The following is a 20,390-nucleotide window of genomic DNA, read 5'->3' as shown; positions in this document are numbered from 1 at the left end:
TAAAGCTTACGGTAGTGTTTATTACTGCTTGTTGAACAAACTGAAGCTTTCTTTTAGCACTTTTATACACCTCTATTTTTTGCTGGCCATAACCTCTTCTAATTTTAGCCCGGTTAAATCGCGGATGGTACACCATAAGTAATAAAAAACACCCAGCATCATTACCATGGAAGGCAACGCTATCATAGGGTAACTATAAAGTGTAAGCTCCCCGAGTTGTTCGTTAAACTCTGCTGTTCCCGCAGGGCTTGTGACTAACCATTTAGCGAGTATATAATTCATCGTCGCTGAAAATGCAAAAGAGCAGGCGACTAAATAGGTGGCTTTGAGCAAACGAGCTTCAAAAGCCTGTGTTGCATTATGCTCACGTAACTTTTGATTTATTTTTTCTATATCCATTACTTCTGGATTAAATAACAGTGCCTTTACAAGAGGGTAAGGGGTAAATGTAGAAACAAGCACTGCAATACCAATAATCGCAGGAATAGCGGCCTCTTTAATAGCTAGCCATTTCGTATCAAGCTCAAATAAACCGATGCCACCAGTGAGTAACACGCTCACTAAGCCCAACAGCGCAATGAAGTTAAATTTTCTATACTTTATTAGCTCAAATAATCCCCATGCAAGTGGAAATGAAAGCGCAGCAACAAGTCCTCCAGCAGCTCCTAGGTGTTCATCCCCACTTAATTTCATCAAAATAAGTGAAGGGATAACGATGCTTACCAGCAAATCAATCATCGGACGCGGTTTATGTGTTGTTTTACTATTCATTTTATTCTCTTTAAAGTATTAAGTTACATTGATTTAAGCAACTTGACCCGCAGCCCAGCCACTCGACCAAGCCCAAGCGAAATTGAAACCACCAAGCCAGCCGGTGACATCTAACGCTTCACCAATAAAATACAAGCCAGCTACCGATTTACATTGCATCGTTTGTGATGAGATAAAATCAGTATCAATACCGCCAAGTGTCACTTCAGCGGTCCGGTAACCTTCTGTACCATTAATTGCAGGACTCCAGTTATGAAATAAGGTAGCAACTTGCTGTAATTTTTTTTCATTGTATTGCTTAAGAGGTGAGCTTGTAATTTCTGCACTCTCTAACAGGCATTCAACGACACGCTTAGGTAATTGCTGGCTGAGCAATGTTTTGAGCCCTAGTTCGGGACGTTTTTTCTGATTTAACATTAATTCAGAAAATAGATCTAAGTTTGGCATGAGATCTAAGGAAATAGACTCCCCTGGTTGCCAATAATTTGAAATTTGTAGGATAACAGGACCACTTAAACCACGATGTGTAAACAGTAACGCTTCACTAAAACTTACCTGCTTGGCTTTTTTACCTACTTTAATTTCACAACTTGCAGTCACAGGAAAACTAATTCCGGAAAGGTCCGCAAAACGCTCTTTATCAGCTTGATGTAATGTAAATGGCACCAAGCCTGCTCGCGTTGCTTTTACTGGCAATTGGTAATGCTCAGCAATTTTATAAGCCAATGGTGTCGCTCCCATTTTTGGTAATGATAAACCACCTGTTGCAACGACCAATGATTGCGTTTCATAATGCCCAAGCTTTGTTTGTACACTAAAGTGGTTATCTGCAATCTGTTGCTGTGAAAAAATTTCACATTGTAATTGGATTTTAACGCCGGCTCTAGTCGCCTCATCAAGTAACATAGTAACAATTTGCTTGGCACTATCATCACAGAAAAGTTGCCCATGATCACGCTCATGCCAACTAATGTTATGCTTATCAACCAATGTAATAAAATCCCATTGGGTATAGCGACTCAATGCTGATTTTACAAAATGTGGGTTATCACAAAGAAAATTTGCAGGTTCAACATAAAGATTGGTGAAGTTACAGCGTCCACCACCACTCATAATTATTTTTTGCCCTGCACGTTTTGCATGATCGAGCAATAATACTTTACGCCCTCGTTTACCCGCTTCAATCGCACACATTAACCCAGACGCACCGGCACCAATGATGATTACATCCCACATAATATATACCTCAATTTATAAGCTGCTAAGGATACAGTAAAACGACAATGAACAAAAACAGGGCCAAAAAAAAGATCGCACTAAGCGATCTTCTTGATTATTTACAATGAGAGGAAACCGCTCATCGATATCTATTAGCCATTATTCAGCAGCAGGAACATCGGCTTCAACAGCTTCAATTTCTAACAACTCAACTTCAAAGATTAATGTTGAACCAGGAGGGATAGAACCAGCACCTTGCTCACCATATGCTAATTCTGCAGGGATAACGAACTTGTATTTTTCACCAACACTCATTAATTGTACACCTTCAGTCCAGCCAGGAATAACACGATTAAGAGGGAATTTAGCCGGTTGACCACGTTTAACAGAGCTATCAAACTCAGTACCATCCACTAAAGTACCTACATAGTGAACAGAAACAGTGTCTTCAGCTTTAGGTTTTGGACCATCAGCCTTAGTAATAACAGAGTATTGAAGACCTGATTCAGTCACTGTTACGCCTTCTTTTTTAGCATTCTCATCTAAGAATGCTTTCGCATCTTCGATTGCCTTAGCAGCAACTTCAAGCTGTTTCTTCTCAGCAGCAGCTTTTACTTCCGCATCGTATGCTTGAAGAGTTTCAATCATTTGCTCTTCAGTCATCTGTGATTTATCACGTAACTTATCAGTAATCCCACGAAGAATAACTTCTTTGTCTAGTGTCATGCCAAACTCAGCTTGTTTTTCAAGCGTTGTGTTGACGTAACTAGCAAATGAGGCTCCGATTGCATAAGCGGCTTTATCTTGGCTATTTTCAAAAGAAACAGGTGCGACTTCTTCTTTCTTTTCGTTACAACCTACTGTTAATACAACAGCAGCCGCTAATAAAGAAACTTTAAATACGTTTTTCATTGTTACTCCAGATTTTTATATAAAAACTTGTTAATAGATAGCAACTTAATGAGTTAGCCACTATCAAAAATGATGACCTTATACTAACCTTAATGATTATTTTAACCAAAAGTTAATTAGCTAATGTTATTAAAAATGTTATTGAAACTGCCTTTTAAATTGCTTTTTTTGTTATCTAGCCTAATATTTCTAACCGCTTGTTCACAATCTGATACTCCCCTTCATCAATATGAACATGCTGTAGAGGGTGCATTCGCAGCTGAAATTTCACAAAATGGCGATTACTCGATCACTTCGTCCATACATCATGGGTTAAGCTTCTGGGATAACCGTAACAATAAATTACTGTATCAATGGCAACATCACAACGCAGAAAGTAATGATATATATATTGTTAGGATCTCTGCTAACAATAGCTTTGCTCTTTCTGCCAGCCGATCTGAATTTGCGATTTGGAATATAAAAACCGGTAAAAATGTCGGCTTTTATCAAGTCAGTGACTCTGCTATTCGTGATATTCGTTTATCAGCAAATGGACGTTACGTGTTGTATGGACAAGTAAATGGCAAAGTAGTTCACATAGATTTAAAAACAGGTCGTAGATTAGAGATGCCAATTCATAGCGAGAAGGTAAACAGTGTAGATCTTTCTGCTAATGGATTGTACGCATTATCTGGAGGAAACGACCATCGCGCTTTTTTATGGAACACCCAAACAGCTCAAATTATTCAAGAATTTAATTTCAAGAACCGTATTTCAATGGTTAAACTAGAGGATCAAGGCCGATTCGCTTTTGTTGCAGATAATCAAAAAGCATCGCAAATTTGGAACATTGAAACGGGCGAGCTACATAGCACCTTAATCTACAAAGCAAGGCAATCTATATTTTCTTCAGTGCGCTTTATCGATGAAGGAAAATATCTACTCACAGGAAATGGAACTAAAACAGTTCGCTTATGGGAAGTAGATAGTGGTTTAAGTGTACAAAACTGGACAGTTACACCAAGAAAAGCGACACGCCCTAAAACAGCTGTAGTATACTCTGCAACATTATGGGACAGCGATAAAATTGCTACTGAAAGCTCCGCTGGGCTTCTTGAGGTCTGGCAGATTAATTAATTAGGTATAAGATGACAATAGAATTAGAAAACCGTATTGAGCAGTTAGAGATGAAATTAGCCTTTCAGGATGACAACATTGAGACACTTAATAATGAAATTTTTGAGCAACAACGTCGCCTGCAAATATTAACAGAGCAAGTCGCTTACTTAGTCACAAAATTAAAGGAGTCAGAGCCTGACAATGATGGTGTTGAAGAAGTGGACATGCGTCCACCGCATTATTAGAAAGCAAACTAAAAAGCGAGAGGGCTTGAAAACAGCAAAGCTTGAAGGTAGAAAGGCCTGAAAGCGAGAAGGCAGAAAGCATTAATCCAGCTACCTTCTAGCCTTAAAAGCCTTTTATCTAACCAATTACACTACCTAATTGGAAGATTGGTAAGTACATTGCGACGATCAAACCACCGACTACGACACCTAATACAACCATAATCATTGGCTCTAACAAACTAGTTAACGCATCAACGGCATCATCAACCTGTTGCTCATAGATGTCAGCAACTTTACTCAACATACCATCTAAATCACCAGACTCTTCACCAATCATCACCATTTGTGAAACCATATCTGGAAAAGCACCGGTTGTTTTCATTGCCACGTTCATCTGCATCCCCCCCATCACTTCGGTACGAACACTATTAATAGCAGTACGATAAACATAGTTACCCGAAGCACCAGCAGCTGAAATAAGTGCATCAACTAACGGAATACCAGCAGCAAAAGTAGTGGATAAAGTACGGGCAAAACGAGCAACAGCAGCTTTATCGAGAATAGTGCTAATCACTGGTATTTTCAGTACAAATTTATCGGTGTTATCACGTACTTTTTGTGATTTAAGATGTGCTTTTTTAAATGTGTATATAGCAACAATAACGATGCCAAGAATAATATACCAATAATTTTGCACTGCATCAGAAATCGCTAACACAAACAATGTAAACGCAGGTAGCTCTGCACCAAAGCCTTCAAAAATATCTTTAAACTGCGGTATAACAAATAACAATAGCAACATGGTTACCACGCCAGCAACGGCTAATACGGCTGCAGGATAAAACATCGCTTTTTTAATTTTAGATTTAAGCGCTTCAGATTTCTCTTTGTAGATAGAGATACGATCGTAAATTGTTTCAAGCGCTCCAGATTGCTCACCCGCATCCACTAAGTCACAATATAGATCATCAAAATATTTTGGATGGCCGCGTAATGTTTGCGAAAGGGGCGTACCAGACGCAACCTCATTACCAATAGAGCTCATTAGTTCACGCAATGGTGCTTTCTCGTTACTTTTAGCGATTAGCTGTAAACTTTGTACTAGTGGTACACCAGCACTTAACATGGTTGCAATTTGGCGTGAAACGACGGCGATATCCATTGGTGTTATTTTGTCACCAAATGAAAGTATTGACTTAGATTTTTTCTGGGTTTTAGTAACATTTACCCCTTGCTTACGAAGTTCGGCTTTTATCTCGGCAACTGACTCTCCCTGTAGCTCACCAGAAACTTTAGCGCCCTTACGATTAATCCCACTCCATTTAAACGTATGGATGACTGTTGCTTTTACGTTTTTATTTGCAGCCATGACCTGTTCCTTTTCTGACTTAGAGGCTTTCCGTGAAATATACTTTGTTAACTATAATGAAATCACCCGCTATGTTTTAGCTAAGTAACCCTAGTAACTTCTTTTAAGCTAGTAATACCTGCAATGGCTTGATGCAAAGCTGATTGACGCAAGGTATACATACCCTCTGCTTCAGCAACATCGGCTATCTGCATGGCGTTACCTTCATTTAAGATGATGTGACCAATATTATCTGTCATTACCATTACCTCATAAATACCCACACGGCCTTTATAGCCATCACTGCATTTTGCACAACCAACTGGTTTATAAAGTGTAAACCCTTTTTCAATATCATTGACATTAAATCCGATTGTAGCAAGCTCATTATCATTATAATGATCTTCAACTTTACACTCTTCACATAATCGACGCGCTAAGCGCTGTGCAATGATTAATGAAACAGAAGAAGCGATGTTAAATGCAGGCACCCCCATATTTAACAGACGCGTTAATGTTTCCGACGCAGAGTTAGTATGAAGAGTAGATAATACTAAATGCCCTGTTTGCGCTGCTTTAATACCGATTTCAGCGGTTTCTAAATCACGAATCTCACCAACCATTACAATATCGGGATCTTGACGTAGAAACGAGCGTAACGCTGAAGCAAAAGTTAATCCTGCTTTTGTATTGATTTGCACTTGATTAATGCCGGTTAAGTTAATCTCTACCGGATCTTCGGCTGTTGAAATATTTCGCTCGACGGTGTTGAGAATGTTTAAGCCGGTATAAAGTGACACGGTTTTACCACTACCAGTTGGCCCAGTGATTAAAATCATCCCCTGTGGCTTATCGAGAGCAGCTAAATATTTGGCTTTCTGTTCATCGCTATAACCTAATTTATCAATATCTAGGGCCGCAGCAGAGGAGTCCAGAATACGCATTACGATTTTCTCGCCCCACATCGTGGGCAACGTGCTGACACGTAAGTCAATATTACGTTTGGCAGATATTTTAAGTTTAATTCGCCCATCTTGTGGTAAACGGCGCTCTGCAATATCGAGTTTTGACATTACTTTTAAACGTGCAGAGAAACGATTAGCAAGATTAACCGGTGGCGTTGCCACCTCTTTTAAAATGCCATCAATACGAAAACGGATACGATACTTTTTCTCGTAGGGTTCGAAATGTAAATCAGATGCACCTTTACGCACCGCATCAATTAAGACACCATTGATATATTTAACAATCGGGGCGTCATCATCAACCCCTTGCGCTTCATCTAAACGGGAATCGGATTCATCGACTTCAATATCATCGATATCTCCCATATCCATATCATCAAGTGACTCTTCATCGCTTTCGAGAAGCTTATCGATAGCAACTTTTAAAAAAGCCTCCTCAACCAATAAGGCTTCGGTATGCATCGAAAAGCTAAAACCAAAATCTTCCAGTGCGCCGACATTAGTCGGGTCAGACATGGCTATGTATAAGGTTTTTTGCTGCACATAAACAGGCAACGCATGATGCTTCTCTATTAACTTCTCATTGATGAACTTATCGGGAATATTATCCAGTTCAAGGGTTTCAGAATCTAATAGAGGAATACCATATTCAGCTTCACAAAATTGCGCAAGCTCAAGGCTAGAGATGAAATTATTTTCAACCAGATAACTGACTAATGATTTTTTTTCGTTAGCTGCTTTAGTGGTGATCTGCTGAAGTTGGTCGAGGGGAAGTAAACCACGAGTGGCCAAGCTTGAAGCAAGGCCACTAATATTATTAGGCGCCATTATAAACTAAATTAACGACAAGCTTTTGGTACTAATGCATTATCAGCAACATCAGTATTACAAGTGAATGTTCCTGACGCATAAGAAAGAGCAATAAACTTCCCATTTAAATCAGTATTTGCGTTTGCAAAATTACACTTGATACCTGATGCATTCACATCAAATGAACTACAGATTGAAGTTGAAGTTGCTAATCCAATACTAGCAGCAGCTGTAGGAGCAGAACCTTCGCTAGAAACGATTGTGTATGCAGCTTTAGCACCAGAAATCTCAGCTAGTCCGCCAGCCACTTCAGATTTTGTAACATAATCTTGGTATGCAGGCAACGCAACCGCAGCCAAAATACCGATAATCGCGATTACGATTAATAGTTCGATTAGTGTAAAACCACTTTGTATTTTTTTCATTTTTAATTTTCCTTAATATAAATTTTACAGCTATCGCAACTTCTCTCTGGTTCCCCAGCATGACCTGATTAGGGAGGAAGCAGTCAACAGTTGTATAAAGCCAACCAAAATAAAAACGGGCATTAGCAGTTTAATTTACTAACAATAAATCCCTTTCTTGCCCATTGAATAAGCTAGGTTTCTAATTTAATTAACTCAAGTGTGAAAGGTTTCAGTTTATAAAAACTAATAAAGGATGCATGTACCGCCTCTTCATTATGAGGTTCGCTATAAAGCTTAGTCTAAAAAAGAGAGTTTGCTTTTTAAAAACAGGTAACAGTTAACACTTTAAAGGTTTCAATAAATCAATTCGCCTTGCGTAGTTAAATCTTCGCACAATCAGGGGTGTCGTACAACTACGCTAATTGAAACGATGGTAACAACATGATACTGATCTCTTTTTTTACACCTTAAAAGAAGTGTAAAAAATTACTTTAATAATCAAGTCACTAATTACTGAAAACAGCCTCACCCCACGAATTACAAGCACCTTTAATGAACTCTATTTCCCTCAAACAAAGCATTAATAAATACATCGTCCAGTTTACAAGCTAATTAGCAGTGATCCCCCACGCCAAGAAAGCATATATCGCACAACTCCTATCAGTTATTCCCTATCAAAATAAGGGTGATATATGCGCACTAAGTAGGGAATTATCAGATTGAGAGTATATTTTTTTGTAGCTCGTTATTACTTTTATCGGCTAACCCATATTAATTATTATCCACCAACTTGACTTTATCAAATTAACATCTAATTTAAGTGTAAACCTCAATAAAAAAGGAGATACCATGTTAAGAAAATTAACTTATAGATTAATGTTTGTTACTTCGTTATTTCTACTTTCAACAGGCATGCAAGTATTAGCAGCCGATAAAACTGAAGAGGTAAACATTAGCTCACAGAGCATTGAGAAGGTGAATGTTAACCTGGCGACCGATAAACAACTGGCAGCAATCAAAGGTATTGGCATGAAAAAAGCACAAGCAATAATCAATTATCGCCAAGAGAATGGTGACTTTGTCAGCATTGAAGAGTTAGTTAAGGTTAAAGGAATTGGTAAAAGCACATTACAAAAAATATCGCCATTTATTACACTTTGATACTTTGGTGTAAATAAAAGATTAAATAAAATAGTCCCAATTTTAAGGATTATTAGGACTATTTTACCAGTAATGCCGATGGAATTTAGAAAGCGGCCTCATATTACGCAGTAAAACTTAAACGACCAAGTCGCGAGATGCAGGAGTTAGTTGTTCTCCTTTCAAGCCCACGACACAGGTGGCGTAAGTTTTAACAAGCAATAGTGTTCACCTGTTTAATTCCTCTGTTAGCATTTAGTATCATTAAAAAGTAGCACGTAATGCTACGGTACGATTAAATACTAAATGCTCTGCGCTTGAGTCTTGATTATCTGCGCAGAAATACCCTTCTCGCTCAAACTGATATGCTTTTTCTGCAACAGCATTTGTTAAGCTAAGCTCTACAAATCCTTGTTTAACAATAAGTGAATCTGGATTCAACGCACTGTGCACATCGTCTTCAGCAGCAGGGTTATCAACTAAAAAGAGGCGATCATAAACACGAAACTCTGCAGGGCAGTTGTTGGTAACATCAACCCAATGAATAACACCTTTTACCTTACGGCCATCTTCAGGGTTCTTTCCCAATGTGCCGGGATCATAAGTACAATGTACTTCGGTAATATTACCTGCATCATCGGTTTTAAAATCATCTGCACGAATAACATAAGCGTTACGTAGGCGGACCTCTTTATGAAGCTTTAAGCGTTTATATTGCTTATTACCTACCTCTTTAAAATCAGCGCGATCGATATATAACTCACGAGAAAACGGTAATACACGTGTTCCCATCGCTTCATCTTTCGGATGACAAGGTGCGATTAACTGCTCACTTTTGCCTTCGTCGTAATTAGTGATAATCACTTTGATTGGGTCTAATACAGCCATTGCGCGTGGCCCATTAGCTTCTAAATCTTCGCGAACACAAGCCTCTAAAGAAGCCAGCTCTACGGTATTTTCTTGTTTTGTTACACCGATACGTTTGGAAAACTCACGTAATGATGCAGCAGGGTAACCTCGGCGACGCATACCAGAAATCGTCGGCATACGTGGGTCATCCCAGCCCTCTACGATATTCTCTTCAATTAATGCATTTAATTTACGTTTAGAGGTTAATGTGTACTGTAAATTAAGGCGTGAAAACTCAATTTGGCGTGGTTTAGCAGCAATTGTAATGTTCGCTAAAACCCAATCATACAATGGACGATGGTCTTCAAACTCTAAAGTACATAAGCTATGTGTAATTCCCTCAATCGCATCAGAAATACAATGCGTGAAATCGTACATTGGATAGATACACCACTTGTCTCCCGTCTGATGATGGTGAGCAAAGCGAATACGATAAATAACAGGATCACGCATTTTCATATTTGGCGATGCCATATCTATCTTGGCGCGCAACATCATCGAACCTTCTTCAAACTCCCCTGCACGCATACGCGCAAAAAGGTCAAGATTTTCAGCAACGGAACGAGCACGAAAAGGGCTATCCTTACCGGGAGAGGTCAATGTACCACGGTATTCTCGTGTTTGCTCCGCATTCAATTCGCATACATAAGCTTTGTCATTTTCAATAAGCTCAACGGCATAAGCATAAAGTTGTTCAAAGTAATTTGAAGAATAGCGTACTTCCCCCTGCCATTTAAAACCTAACCATGACACATCTTTTTCGATTGCATTAACATAATCAACGTCTTCTTTGACTGGATTCGTGTCATCAAAGCGCAGGTTACAAGCTGCGTTTTGGTAGTCTTCAGCGATACCAAAGTTTAAACAGATCGATTTGGCATGACCAATATGTAAATAACCATTAGGCTCTGGCGGAAAGCGAGTCTGGATAGACTGGTGTTTGCCCGTTTTAAGATCGTCATCGATAATATTACGAATAAAATTGCTTGGGCTATTGTCTACCTGAGTCATTGCTCACCTCTAAAAATTTAACAAATAAGAAAAGTAATAATTTTACGAATTACCTCGCTCAAACACAGAAATTCCGTGTTTCACTAAAGGTAAACTATTACAAATAACAAGAAGGCAATCATCTAATATTCCACCGCTAAGCTCAAGCTAAAAGGTAAATAGCAGACAAAAAAAAGACACTGCAAGCAGTGTCTTTAAAAAATATTGACTGTCAGCCTTAAGCTGACAGCAATAAATCGTTTATTTTACCGATTTCATACGGTTAGCAATGCTCTCAGCTTGTGGACCGATAATAACTTGTAGGTTATTTTCACCAAGCTTAACAACACCCATTGCACCAAGACCTTTAAGTTCAGCTTCGCTTACAATGCTACGATCTTTTAATGTAAGACGCAGGCGTGTAATACAAGCATCAATTACTTCAAGGTTTTCAATGCCACCCAATGCTTTAACGTATTGGTTTGCTAGCTCACCCGCATCTTCTTTTGCAGCTGAAGCTTTTGGTGCATCAGCATCTGCTTCTTCACGACCAGGCGTTTTAAGATCCATACCTTTAATAAGCGCTAGGAATACGAAGTAGTAGATTGCGAAGAATGCAACACCTTGAACAATTAGCATGTACCATTGTTTAGCTAGCGGGTTTTGTGAAGAAAGAACCATATCCACAAGACCTGCAGAGAAACCAAAACCAGCCATCCATTCCATGCTTGCAGCAAAGAATACAGAAACACCCGTTAATAGTGCATGTACTACGTATAGTAGTGGGGCTGCAAACATGAACGAGAATTCAAGAGGCTCTGTTACACCAGTGAAGAAAGAAGATAGAGAAGCGGCAAGCATGATAGATGCAACTTTTTCTTTATTTTCAACTTTAGCTGCAGTGTAGATAGCAAGCGCTGCACCAGGAAGACCAAACATCATGATTGGGAAGAAACCAGCTTGGTACATACCTGTTTTACCAAGAATAGCTGTACCAGCATCGATGCCAGACTGACCAGATAGGAAATTAGGAATATCGTTAATACCTGCAACGTCAAACCAGAACACTGAGTTTAGTGCATGGTGAAGACCAACAGGAATCAATAGACGGTTAAAGAATGCGTAGATACCAGCACCAACTTCACCTAGACCCGAAATCGTTTCACCGAAAGACTGAAGACCAGAGAAGATGACAGGCCAGATAGCCATTAGTACAAATGATACAACGATCATTACCACTGATACTACGATTGGCACTAAACGTCGACCCGAGAAGAACGCTAACGCTTTATGTAGTTCAACACCTGAGAATTTGTTGTAAAGCTCAGCAGAGATAATACCTACTAAGATACCAACGAATTGGTTGTTGATTTTATTGAATGCAAATGGCACATCAGCAGCAGGAATGCCCTGAATTTGTGCAACTGCACCAGGAGAAAGTAGTGTTGTTACTACTAAGAAACCTACTAAACCAGAAAGTGCAGCAGCACCGTCTTTATCTTTAGACATACCGTAAGCAACACCAACTGCGAACAATACAGACATGTTATCAATTACAGCAGCACCTGCTTTAATTAAAAATGCAGCTAGCGCAGATTCACCACCCCAACCATTTGGATCGATCCAGTAACCGATACCCATTAAAATTGCAGCAGCAGGTAATACTGCCACCGGAACCATTAAGGCTCTACCTACTTTTTGCATGTAACCAAGAATATTCACTATTAACTCTCCTAAGTTTGATTATTCGTGTATGTGTTTTTATGTTTGATCTTATTTAGCAACGCCAAAAAAGGCACTACGTGAAAAAATCTATCTATGACTGTAAAGACTTTCTAACCCTACGCAAATCAAAACAAACTATTTTGTGATAGTAATCAACTATAATGTCCTTTTTAGTTAAAATATGGTGGTAAGTTGCACAAACTTAATTTACGCTACGTATTAACTTTATAATTTACTTTAAATACTGGAGAATAAAATGCGTTTAATCCCACTTAATTCAGCACCTGAAGTTGGTCTTTGGTCAGCTCGTTATATCGTTGATGCAATCAATAAGTTTGCTCCAACTGCTGATCGTCCGTTTGTTTTAGGCTTACCAACAGGTGGTACTCCACTATCGACTTACAAGCGCTTAATTGAACTTTATAAAGCAGGTGAAGTAAGCTTTGCAAACGTAGTAACTTTTAACATGGACGAATATGTAGGTATCGAACCTTCACACCCAGAAAGCTACTACAGCTTCATGCACAACAACTTCTTCAATCATATCGATATCCAAGAAAAAAATATTAACCTTCTGGACGGTCTTGCTGATGACCTAGAAGCTGAATGTCAACGTTACGAAGACAAAATTAAAAGTTACGGTAAAATTAACCTATTTATGGGTGGTATCGGTCTTGACGGTCACATTGCATTTAACGAGCCAGCTTCTTCACTTGCTTCACGTACGCGTATCAAAACACTGACACCTGATACTCGCATTGCAAACTCACGCTTCTTTGATAATGACATAAATCAAGTACCAAAATTAGCATTGACCATTGGTGTGGGTACACTACTTGACGCACAAGAAGTACTCATTCTTGTAACGGGTCATAATAAAGCGCTTGCGCTTGAAGCTGCTGTTGAAGGTTCAGTTAATCATTTATGGACAGTATCTGCACTTCAACTTCACCCTAAAGCGATTATCGCTTGTGATGAAGGCGCAACCATGGAGCTTAAAGTTAAAACACTTAAGTACTTCACTGAGCTTGAAGCAGACAACATCGGTAACCTGTAAAGGTCACCATCAAGGGGATAGAGCTCTGCTCTACATTTTGCAAATACTAGTTCTTATCAAAGCTATCTTATGGCTAACTGGTATGCAATCGCGGCGCTAAGGCGCCGGCCCCTATCTATTTAAGGGGAACCCAATGTACGCACTAACTAACTGTAAGATATTCACTACACAAGCAATATTAACTGACCACGCAGTGGTTATTGAAAATGACTTAATCAAACGTATTGTCAGCACATCCGAACTTGATGCAAATATCGAATGCATCGATTTGAATGGCTCAAACCTAACGCCGGGCTTCATCGATTTACAGCTCAACGGCTGTGGAGGCGTGATGCTCAACGGTGCAGAAACACAAGAAACGCTTGAAATTATGCAAGCGGCTAACCTCAAATCAGGCACCACTAGTTACCTACCTACTTTTATTACAGATGCCGACGAAGGCATTAAGCGCGTATTAAACGTCGCTCGCAATTATATGGATAAAACACCTAATGAAGTTTTAGGCTTACATTTAGAAGGTCCATACTTAAGTGTTGAGAAAAAAGGGATCCATCGTCAAGAGTTTATCCGTAAACCTGACAGTGCGATGATTGATCTTATTTGTGAAAATAGTGATATTGTTGGCATGTTGACACTAGCCCCTGAAAATTGCCCTGCAGAAGTAGTTAAACAATTAAGTGAAAGCAATATTGTCGTTTCACTTGGACACACCAATGCAACTTACGCACAGGCTAAAGTTGCAATCGATAATGGCGCAAACTGCGCAACTCACCTATTTAATGCGATGACTCCAGTTACAGGCCGAGAGCCAGGTGTTGTTGGTGCTATCTATGATAACGATATTTATGCAGGTGTGATTGTAGATGGCTTCCATGTTGCCTACGAAAATGTACGCATTTCTAAAAAAATAATGGGTGAAAAACTGTTTTTAGTTACTGACGCAGTTGCCCCAGCAGGCGCAAATATCGATTCATTTGATTTTGTGGGTACGACTGTATACTACAAAGATGGCAAATGTTTTGGTGCAGATGGTACGCTAGGTGGCTCAGCGGTAACCATGATCGAGTCAATAGAGCAAACGGTAAAGTTTGTTGGCGTTGAGCTTGATGAAGCTATTCGTATGGCAACACTTTACCCAGCTAAGGCAATCTCTGTTGATCATAAGCTAGGAAGCATTGAAGCAGGTAAAATTGCTAACCTTACTGTTTTTAGCAACGATTATAAAGTAAATGCCACGGTTGTTAATGGTATCTACAAAGCTTCATAATCTATTTTTAATAACTATGACTTAGAGTAAAGCTGACGTACAATTCTAGACAATGTAAATTGACTAGCAACAAACGCAACTTTACTCTTTCTAATATTTATAACACCTAGGGTCTGTTGTTCTTTGCCGTTTAAATTTTGTTCAATATAACGCGTTTTGAGCACGGCAGACGGAATGTTGCTTAGTCACTCTAAGCGAGGTTCGTCTGACGGATAGCAAAACGTCGTTTTGTATTGCGTACTGTTTCAAGTAGTCAAATAGAGCAAGGGCAAAGGGTGTTGTGTTGACCCCCTAGGGCAACATTTTTTGACCATTTTTACTGCGTTTTTGCCTGTTCATGTGAAATAACCACAGGTCATAGGCTCAGCGTTGTATAAACAGCAAAATGGCTCTTTATTTTGTATTGCGTGGTATTGATGAAGTCATTACAGCAATAGCCAATAAACTGTTGCAAAAATAAACTCGAAAGATCAACTGCCCCTAAGGATAGGTATCATATGCAACAAAAAAACTCAAAACTAGTTTCTAACGTTGCAAATATTGATCTTATTAAACAGGTTAATTGTGCCCACATCTACAAAGTCATTGAGCAACACGCGCCAATTTCCCGAGTAAAAATAGCGAAAGTTAGCAACCTTGCTCCTGCTAGTGTAACCAAAATAACAAGACACTTGATAGAAAAAGGGATCATCACCGAAACTGAAAGGCAAGCTTCGACGGGTGGACGTTGTGCCATATCTTTAGCTCCAAACTCCGAAAATATTTATGTCATTGCTATTAAAATTGGCCGTAAATTACTTTCACTAAGTCGTTATAATTTAACAGGCCACAAATCGACGGATAAACGCATTAACATTGAGAAAAAAGATGGTGAACAACTCATTGAGTTACTAAAACATGAGATACAAACCTTAATCAATGATGAGCAAGCTTTAGGTAATAAAATATCAGCCATCTCGATCACTCTTTCAGGTTTAATTAATCCGCAACAAGGCAGAGTTATCTACACCGCATTTGGTAAACTCAGCAATACAGCACTTGTTGATATCCTAGAAAGCAGATTCAATATTCCCACCTACATTGGTAACCACACGCGCGCATTGGCACTAGCAGAGCACTACTTTGGCGCAACTAAAAACTGTCAAGACTCGATTGTTATCAGCATCCATCATGGAGTAGGCTCTGGAATTATTGTGCACGGCCAAGAGCTGTTAGGGGCCAATTTCAACATTGGTGAAATTGGCCATATTCAAGTAAACCCTAATGGTACGCAGTGCCACTGTGGTAATTTTGGATGCCTTGAAACAGAGGTAAGTGATACCGTGATTGTTGAAAAAGTAAAGCAAGCCATTAGCAGAGGTGAATATACACCTTTAAGTGAAAAAACACTTAATATCGAAAATATCTACCAAGCAGCGGCGATTGGCGATCCACTCTGTGAAAAAATTGTTGCTGAAGCAGGAAGCTACCTAGGTAAAACCATTGCCATTTTAATTAATATGCTCAATCCTGAAAAAATCGTCATTGCAGGTAAAATAACCACGGCGCAAAATACTTTATTCAGTTCAATAAAACAGTGTATTACCCACCAATCACTTCCTGACTTTCAAAATCGTATCGAAATATCTTCTTCAGATTTACCCGCAAACTCAACCATTGCCTCTTTTGCATTAATTAAGCAAGCTATTTATGAAGGTGCACTTTTACAAAAAATGGACATTAAAGCAAAATAACAACCGCTCCGACTTGCAACAGAAGATCAGCTTCAATTAGGCAAAGAGGTACTTTTATGCCTATTATTCTTTTTCCATATCAACCAAATATTCACTGTTATTTAAATAATCTCGGTATGAAAACTGAATTTTCTTACCCACACTGATATAGCTAAAACTGACCGTTTGTGCATCTAAACGAGACATTTTCACACCAAGCACCCCATCTTTTTGTTGAGATTGGTGATACTCAATAAACTGCTCTGATGTTGCACTTGGCTCTACAATCGTCTCTTGATATACACGGCTTCGCGATTCATAAACCTTTGCGTATTCAACACTAGAAGAGGTAACTGGTAACGTATTGTTATGCTCAGTCAAACAATCGCCATCCCACAGAAAGTAATGTACGCGTTCGTTATTTCGCGTTAACGCTTTAGGGAAAACACATAATTGAAATGGTTGATATGAGGTCAACGAGAGTGCTTTAAGAGACTTAATCACATTCCCACTGTCATTAAGTAACTTCAATATTAATTCACCTCTACTGGTAAACTTACTAGCCAATTGTTTTCTTTCTGCTTGGTAATTATTCAGTAAAGCTAATGATAAACCACTTTTATGCACAGCAAGCCAAGTACCTTTTCCGACGGGATCAATTGGATATATCGCATTTAAGTGGGTATTTACTGCGGGTGGGATTGCATGCGCACGACTACGTTGTTCATCACGGTTGAAAAATAATCCGTAACCTGTTTCAGTTAATTGATAGGTTAACGTGCACATGATTGCTCTCGCATAAAGGTCGCTGTTGCAGGCGCAAGTCCAAAGTTGTCTGGAATCGCAATATTTTGAGCTTTTGATATTTGTGCCATCATTGCAAAATGGTGGATAGCATGGCTGGAAGCAAAAACTAATTCACGCGCAAGGCTTGTAGTCATTGTGATCACTCGCTTTTCTTCAATACAAACCTCAGTCGATAACATTAAAGGCTTGGTTAATAGCTGATCAGTAAGCACCAACAACCACGATTTAATTTCCAAAATTAAGTTTCGGGCTGCTTCAATATCAGACTCCACATAACCGCCTCGACTTCGCTTATCATAATCAATGCATCCTACTTTTAAACCACGGATCATTGCCACGTAATGGTCTAAAACATGACGTAAATGTTGCCCAGAAGAGCTGATAAACTGAGGAGACTTAATCTCTTGGTATTGCTCAGGTGTGACAGAAAGCAGATAACTTTCAGCCTGCGCTAATATTTGTATTTGGCTATTGATCATGTGAAGCTCTTTGCTGTAACTCAATAAATTAACAATAACATACCATTACAAAGGGCATCACTATTTTCTTCAGTCGGTAAATAGATCAGAAAGGTCTGGATCGTCAATTCGCCCTAGATGCTCCCAGCCTTCAGAAACTTCTCCGTCACTACTCATTGGGGGAGTGACATCTCTTTGATGGCCATTACCAACCGAGTGAACTGCGGTTGCCTGAAAAAGCTGGCTATTATAAATAACATAGGCTGATTTTTTATAACCCATTTTGGACTCAAAGTATCCGACCTGATCTGTACCTAATAAATTGCTAATAGTATAGGGGAAGTCATTTGTTCCAGCGGTTCCCCCTGCACCTTCGAGCAACATAGCAAACGATATTTGCTCGGCATAATTAAAAGTTTGTGTAGCCCCCGTGGCATCTGGCCAAGAAACATCAATCGAAACTTCACGAATTGGCGATGTCATTGATGCTCCTGACACTGAATTAATATGCCAAAGTAAGTGAAAGGTAGTTCCTCTGTCTTGATAGGTTTCATTAGTATTATGTAGATTAAGGACGTCATTCATATCATCAAATTGCATTACCTCTTCTAACTTTTCTGAAACGAGCTCCACAACCGCGGTATGTGCGAAATTATTTCTATTTTGATCGCCCACCATTTTTTGCAGACCAGAAATATTGACAGCGGCTAAGCTAACCACAAACAAAGAAACTAATATTTCCACCAGTGAAAACCCTAATTTAAAGCTAAAAGATTTCATTAAAAGTCTCTCCATGTGCCTGCTGCTAAACGATAGCCAGTTCCCGATACTCCCATACCGAGATCGGAATAAAGAGCTTCTAATACTAACTTATCAAAACGCGCCGAAAAATGTTGTTTGGTGCCTTTATTATCGGTTTTATCGTAACCGTCGTGAGAGCACTTATATTCACTTAATAAAGCTCCATTGACGTCAATCCCTCCCATATCAACACTTGCATCGGTGACTTTAATTGGCTCTTCATCCTCAGCGAGCAGGTTACCATCTTCATCAATATAGTTACCATCGTCATCAACAAGCTCGCGGATTGCAGGTAAAAAGTACAGCATTCCAACCACAGATGTGCCCGTGTTAGGTGCAGTGATAAAGGTCCCACCTTCAATAAACACAAGTTTTGGATATTCTGTTGAACCAATAGAAAAGACCTTATTTTCGGAGGTTTTACTTTGCTCAGCATAAAACTGACTAATATTACAATCCCCCTTGATATATACAATTTCATCTTGATCGCTCACATCCTGCAACATATCGGAGCAATCACCACCATAACGCATGTCTATTTTTGCAGCATTATCCCAAAGGTCATCAAGATTATCCTGGCTCATCTCCATCCCAAAAGTTGCTTCAAAGAGTGAATTGGGATCAAGATCAGAGTCAGGTGTTAAGCCACCAATTTCAGAGCCTTCGGGAATAGAGAGCTCTCCCCAATCGTACCCTGTTCCGTCCTCGTTAGGCTGAATAATTTTTTCATCCCCTTCTCCCTTTAATACATTATCAGCAATAACATTTTCCCCAAGTTGCCCTCCGGAGCATAAATCATCTGCGTCTTCCTCAATAGCAGGGTTACTCACTAGCATATGCTCAGCAATATTACCCCCACCTAAACAATCACTCGCAGCCAAACCTTCACAACCATCATTCACTAACGCACTGTCATCTAAATTGAGCTTACCATTTGATGAAACAGCAGCAGCAGGAATAGGGAAGCTAACAAAAAAGTCTACTTCAAGATTAATTTGTCGCTTTGCACTGCCGTCCATTGATGTCGCATCAGAAGTAATAAGGATCTTACTTTGATTTACCTGCGTAACTTTAATGGTGAAATGGTTGCTACTATTTTCATATTCATAAGGCAGGTTGGCTAACATTTGTTTAGCGATAGTTGAATCATCTAACTGGCTAAGAACGAAATTCATCCCCGATTCTGCATTCGCAAATGCTTCATTATTTCGGTAGTAATTTCCAATAATCTGATTATCAACTAATTGAGAAGAGGCCATATTAGCTGTAAAGGCAATACCAGCCATACTGAGTAATACCGCAGAAGTTAAAACAGCAAACCCTTGTTGATTTGCCACACTTTTCATTTTATGTTGAATAAATGTCCTGCGAGAAAACATAGTCGACTCCTGCAATGCCATTTGATAAATTTCAATCTAAACAACAAGTTACCGCGTTAACATAAGAGTTTTTTATTGCAATATATAATCTAATATCAGAATAAAATGAATTAAAACGCTCTATTAAGTTTAGGAAAATAAGGCATAAAAGCAAAATAATCCCGCACTTATATAAAGGGAAAGAGAGCTGTTATTTATAGCCTGCTGTTTTTATTGATATTGATCGCAAAAAACATTTTACATACACAGCTAATTAACATTTGTTTAACAAGCTCTAGCCATCTCACAATTTATTTTTTTTTGCTGTTTTAGACTACGTGGCGAAATATCAAACAACGTCAAGCATTAAAAATATAATTAATGTTTGTCTCTTTATTAGATGGAGT

Annotated in this window: 18 protein-coding genes; 6 read left to right on the top strand and 12 right to left on the bottom strand. The window is 39.0% G+C overall.

The genetic code is table 11. From position 1 onward, the window contains the following. Positions 1-72: 72 nt before the first annotated feature. From CW745_RS10825 to fkpA, 3 genes are all read right to left on the bottom strand, one after another. Positions 73-771 (bottom strand): VC0807 family protein, encoded by a 699-nt coding sequence (locus tag CW745_RS10825; protein ID WP_101108668.1) that lies wholly within the window; start codon positions 769-771, stop codon positions 73-75. A 33-nt stretch (positions 772-804) separates the two neighbouring features. Continuing rightward, positions 805-2,007, bottom strand: a complete 1,203-nt coding sequence (locus CW745_RS10820) for an NAD(P)/FAD-dependent oxidoreductase (RefSeq protein ID WP_101108667.1) — start codon at positions 2,005-2,007, stop codon at positions 805-807. Positions 2,008-2,148: 141 nt separating this feature from the next. Beyond that, entirely contained in the window at positions 2,149-2,901 is a 753-nt protein-coding gene (gene fkpA, locus CW745_RS10815) for an FKBP-type peptidyl-prolyl cis-trans isomerase (RefSeq protein ID WP_101108665.1), read from the bottom strand. Between the two features lie 123 nt (positions 2,902-3,024). On the opposite strand from fkpA, the gene CW745_RS10810 reads away from it, so the two are divergent. Both CW745_RS10810 and CW745_RS10805 read left to right on the top strand, forming a co-directional pair. Then, the gene (locus CW745_RS10810) at positions 3,025-4,020 is read left to right on the top strand and encodes a hypothetical protein (RefSeq protein ID WP_238596782.1); all 996 of its coding nucleotides are present in this window, start codon (positions 3,025-3,027) and stop codon (positions 4,018-4,020) included. Between the two features lie 11 nt (positions 4,021-4,031). Then, a complete protein-coding gene (locus CW745_RS10805) occupies positions 4,032-4,247 on the top strand; it encodes a SlyX family protein (RefSeq protein WP_101108663.1) in 216 nt (71 codons plus the stop codon). A 118-nt stretch (positions 4,248-4,365) separates the two neighbouring features. Here the strand turns inward: CW745_RS10805 and CW745_RS10800 are convergent, their stop codons facing one another. The 3 genes from CW745_RS10800 to CW745_RS16930 form a co-directional block, all read right to left on the bottom strand. Further along, complete coding sequence (locus CW745_RS10800; RefSeq protein ID WP_101108662.1) at positions 4,366-5,598, bottom strand: type II secretion system F family protein; 1,233 nt, start codon at positions 5,596-5,598, stop codon at positions 4,366-4,368. An 80-nt stretch (positions 5,599-5,678) separates the two neighbouring features. Continuing rightward, positions 5,679-7,370, bottom strand: coding sequence for a type IV-A pilus assembly ATPase PilB (pilB, locus tag CW745_RS10795; protein ID WP_101108660.1), 1,692 nt, complete (start codon positions 7,368-7,370; stop codon positions 5,679-5,681). 11 nt (positions 7,371-7,381) lie between these two features. Further along, positions 7,382-7,777, bottom strand: a complete 396-nt coding sequence (locus CW745_RS16930) for a pilin (RefSeq protein WP_101108658.1) — start codon at positions 7,775-7,777, stop codon at positions 7,382-7,384. 831 nt (positions 7,778-8,608) lie between these two features. Between CW745_RS16930 and CW745_RS10785 the strand changes: the two genes are divergently transcribed. Next, complete coding sequence (locus tag CW745_RS10785; protein ID WP_101108656.1) at positions 8,609-8,920, top strand: helix-hairpin-helix domain-containing protein; 312 nt, start codon at positions 8,609-8,611, stop codon at positions 8,918-8,920. A 243-nt stretch (positions 8,921-9,163) separates the two neighbouring features. Here CW745_RS10785 and glnS read toward each other — a convergent pair whose 3' ends face one another. Both glnS and nagE read right to left on the bottom strand, forming a co-directional pair. Next, positions 9,164-10,819: a glutamine--tRNA ligase gene (gene glnS / locus CW745_RS10780; protein WP_101108654.1), complete on the bottom strand. Its 1,656-nt coding sequence runs from the start codon at positions 10,817-10,819 to the stop codon at positions 9,164-9,166. A gap of 240 nt (positions 10,820-11,059) precedes the next feature. Next, positions 11,060-12,520, bottom strand: a complete 1,461-nt coding sequence (gene nagE / locus CW745_RS10775) for an N-acetylglucosamine-specific PTS transporter subunit IIBC (RefSeq protein WP_101108653.1) — start codon at positions 12,518-12,520, stop codon at positions 11,060-11,062. Positions 12,521-12,779: 259 nt separating this feature from the next. On the opposite strand from nagE, the gene nagB reads away from it, so the two are divergent. The 3 genes from nagB (at position 12,780) to CW745_RS10760 (ending at position 16,580) form a co-directional block, all read left to right on the top strand. After that, positions 12,780-13,580: a glucosamine-6-phosphate deaminase gene (gene nagB / locus CW745_RS10770; protein ID WP_101108652.1), complete on the top strand. Its 801-nt coding sequence runs from the start codon at positions 12,780-12,782 to the stop codon at positions 13,578-13,580. A gap of 133 nt (positions 13,581-13,713) precedes the next feature. Continuing rightward, positions 13,714-14,847, top strand: coding sequence for an N-acetylglucosamine-6-phosphate deacetylase (nagA, locus tag CW745_RS10765; RefSeq protein ID WP_101108650.1), 1,134 nt, complete (start codon positions 13,714-13,716; stop codon positions 14,845-14,847). A gap of 497 nt (positions 14,848-15,344) precedes the next feature. Next, positions 15,345-16,580, top strand: a complete 1,236-nt coding sequence (locus CW745_RS10760; RefSeq protein WP_101108649.1) for an ROK family transcriptional regulator — start codon at positions 15,345-15,347, stop codon at positions 16,578-16,580. Between the two features lie 63 nt (positions 16,581-16,643). Here the strand turns inward: CW745_RS10760 and CW745_RS10755 are convergent, their stop codons facing one another. The 4 genes from CW745_RS10755 to CW745_RS10740 all read right to left on the bottom strand — a co-directional run bounded on the left by CW745_RS10755 (position 16,644) and on the right by CW745_RS10740 (position 20,004). Continuing rightward, the gene (locus CW745_RS10755; RefSeq protein WP_101108647.1) at positions 16,644-17,345 is read right to left on the bottom strand and encodes an NRDE family protein; all 702 of its coding nucleotides are present in this window, start codon (positions 17,343-17,345) and stop codon (positions 16,644-16,646) included. Then, positions 17,333-17,845 (bottom strand): hypothetical protein, encoded by a 513-nt coding sequence (locus CW745_RS10750; RefSeq protein WP_101108645.1) that lies wholly within the window; start codon positions 17,843-17,845, stop codon positions 17,333-17,335. Before CW745_RS10750 ends, CW745_RS10755 begins: the two co-directional genes overlap by 13 nt. 69 nt (positions 17,846-17,914) lie before the next feature. Then, complete coding sequence (locus CW745_RS10745) at positions 17,915-18,604, bottom strand: prepilin-type N-terminal cleavage/methylation domain-containing protein (protein ID WP_101108644.1); 690 nt, start codon at positions 18,602-18,604, stop codon at positions 17,915-17,917. Next, positions 18,604-20,004 (bottom strand): hypothetical protein, encoded by a 1,401-nt coding sequence (locus CW745_RS10740; protein WP_101108643.1) that lies wholly within the window; start codon positions 20,002-20,004, stop codon positions 18,604-18,606. The genes CW745_RS10745 and CW745_RS10740 overlap by 1 nt, the downstream gene beginning before the upstream one ends. Between the last annotated feature and the right edge of the window lie 386 nt (positions 20,005-20,390).

The organism is Psychromonas sp. psych-6C06 (genome assembly GCF_002835465.1).
GTDB lineage: Bacteria > Pseudomonadota > Gammaproteobacteria > Enterobacterales > Psychromonadaceae > Psychromonas.
The sequence above is the reverse complement of the archived record's forward strand: the minus strand, read 5'-3'. Positions and strand labels throughout refer to the sequence as shown.

Coding starts and splice junctions, on each gene's coding strand:
- CW745_RS10825 (WP_101108668.1), bottom strand. CDS start 771: ATGAATAGTAAAACAACACATAAACCGCGTCCGATGATTGATTTGCTG.
- CW745_RS10820 (WP_101108667.1), bottom strand. CDS start 2,007: ATGTGGGATGTAATCATCATTGGTGCCGGTGCGTCTGGGTTAATGTGT.
- fkpA (WP_101108665.1), bottom strand. CDS start 2,901: ATGAAAAACGTATTTAAAGTTTCTTTATTAGCGGCTGCTGTTGTATTA.
- CW745_RS10810 (WP_238596782.1), top strand. CDS start 3,025: ATGTTATTAAAAATGTTATTGAAACTGCCTTTTAAATTGCTTTTTTTG.
- CW745_RS10805 (WP_101108663.1), top strand. CDS start 4,032: ATGACAATAGAATTAGAAAACCGTATTGAGCAGTTAGAGATGAAATTA.
- CW745_RS10800 (WP_101108662.1), bottom strand. CDS start 5,598: ATGGCTGCAAATAAAAACGTAAAAGCAACAGTCATCCATACGTTTAAA.
- pilB (WP_101108660.1), bottom strand. CDS start 7,370: ATGGCGCCTAATAATATTAGTGGCCTTGCTTCAAGCTTGGCCACTCGT.
- CW745_RS16930 (WP_101108658.1), bottom strand. CDS start 7,777: ATGAAAAAAATACAAAGTGGTTTTACACTAATCGAACTATTAATCGTA.
- CW745_RS10785 (WP_101108656.1), top strand. CDS start 8,609: ATGTTAAGAAAATTAACTTATAGATTAATGTTTGTTACTTCGTTATTT.
- glnS (WP_101108654.1), bottom strand. CDS start 10,819: ATGACTCAGGTAGACAATAGCCCAAGCAATTTTATTCGTAATATTATC.
- nagB (WP_101108652.1), top strand. CDS start 12,780: ATGCGTTTAATCCCACTTAATTCAGCACCTGAAGTTGGTCTTTGGTCA.
- nagA (WP_101108650.1), top strand. CDS start 13,714: ATGTACGCACTAACTAACTGTAAGATATTCACTACACAAGCAATATTA.
- CW745_RS10760 (WP_101108649.1), top strand. CDS start 15,345: ATGCAACAAAAAAACTCAAAACTAGTTTCTAACGTTGCAAATATTGAT.
- CW745_RS10755 (WP_101108647.1), bottom strand. CDS start 17,345: ATGTGCACGTTAACCTATCAATTAACTGAAACAGGTTACGGATTATTT.
- CW745_RS10750 (WP_101108645.1), bottom strand. CDS start 17,845: ATGATCAATAGCCAAATACAAATATTAGCGCAGGCTGAAAGTTATCTG.
- CW745_RS10745 (WP_101108644.1), bottom strand. CDS start 18,604: ATGAAATCTTTTAGCTTTAAATTAGGGTTTTCACTGGTGGAAATATTA.
- CW745_RS10740 (WP_101108643.1), bottom strand. CDS start 20,004: ATGTTTTCTCGCAGGACATTTATTCAACATAAAATGAAAAGTGTGGCA.